Below are 1,172 nucleotides of genomic sequence, written 5' to 3'. Positions count from 1 at the left end.
CCCGCCGCGCGGCAGCTCGCCGACCGCCTCGGCGTCGACATCGCCGCGCTCCGGGGCAGCGGCCCCGGCGGCGCCATCCTGCTCGCCGACGTGGAGCACGCGGCCCCCGACCGCCCGAAGGCCAAGGCCTCGCCCCTCGAGGAGATGCGCAAGGCCATCGCCGCCGCCATGGCGCGGGCCAAGCGCACGATCCCGCATTTCTACCTCTCCGAGACCATCGACGTGGAGCCCGCGATCCGCTTTCTCGAGGCGCGGAACGAGGGCATGCCGCCCGACGCGCGCATCCTCCTCGGCGCGGTCTTCGTGCGTGCGGCCAGCCTCGCGGCCGCCGAGGTGCGCGCGATGAACGGCCATTACCTCGAGGAGACGGGCTTCGTGCCCTCGGCTCGGGTCAATACCGGCGTCGCCATCGCGCTCCGGGGCGGCGGGCTGGTCGCGCCCGCGCTGATGGACGCCGGCGCCATGACGCTTCCCGAGATCATGGCGGGGATGCGCGACCTCGTCACCCGCGCCCGTGCCGGGCGGCTTCGCGCCTCGGAGATGACGGAGGGGACGATCACCGTCTCCAGCCTCGGCGAGACGGGGGCCGAGGCGATGACCGGCGTGATCTTCCCGCCGCAGGTGGCGCTCGTGGGCCTCGGCGCGCCGCACCTGCGGCCCTGGGTCGTCGCGGGCGCGGTGGTGCCGCGCCACGTCGTCACCATGACCGTCTCGGCCGATCACCGCGTCAGCGACGGACGCCAGGTCGCCCGCTTCATCGCCGCCTTCGAGCGGCACGTCGCAACCCCGGAGGGACCATGAAAGCCGCCGACTGCCGCGCGATCTTCCTCGAGGAGCTGACCCGCGTCGCCCCCGACATCGACCCCGCCACCGTGGGCGATGACGACCACATCCAGGACGATCTCGAGCTCGACTCGATGGACGTGCTGAACCTCGTCTCGGCGCTGCACCAGCGCCTCGGCGTCGACATCCCCGAGCGCGACTATCCGAGGATCGCGACGGCCGCGCTGGCGGCGGACTACCTGGCCGAGGCCACCGGGGGCTGATCCGGCGCCGCCACCGCGCCATGGGCGAGGAGCCATCGCGCGAAGGTCTCCGCCGCCTCGCCACCCCGCTTCCGGCGGAGGACGAGGGGGAAGGCGTCGCGCGGCGCGGGGCGCGGCAGGCCCGCC

The 1,172-nt window shown here is 74.6% G+C and carries 2 protein-coding genes; both read left to right on the top strand.

Annotated elements, in window-relative coordinates; translation table 11 throughout:
* On the top strand, positions 1–801 hold an 801-nt coding region (locus ACTS11_RS21105), incomplete at its 5' end, for a 2-oxo acid dehydrogenase subunit E2 (RefSeq protein ID WP_442642245.1).
* A complete protein-coding gene (locus ACTS11_RS21100) occupies positions 798–1,046 on the top strand; it encodes an acyl carrier protein (protein WP_442642244.1) in 249 nt (82 codons plus the stop codon). The genes ACTS11_RS21105 and ACTS11_RS21100, both read left to right, overlap by 4 nt.
* The last annotated feature ends 126 nt before the right edge of the window (positions 1,047–1,172 follow it).

Source organism: Roseicyclus sp. (genome assembly GCF_052168335.1).
Classification (GTDB): Bacteria; Pseudomonadota; Alphaproteobacteria; order Rhodobacterales; family Rhodobacteraceae; genus Roseibacterium.
Note: the sequence above shows the minus strand (reverse complement) of the source record. Positions and strands in the feature narration are given on the sequence as shown.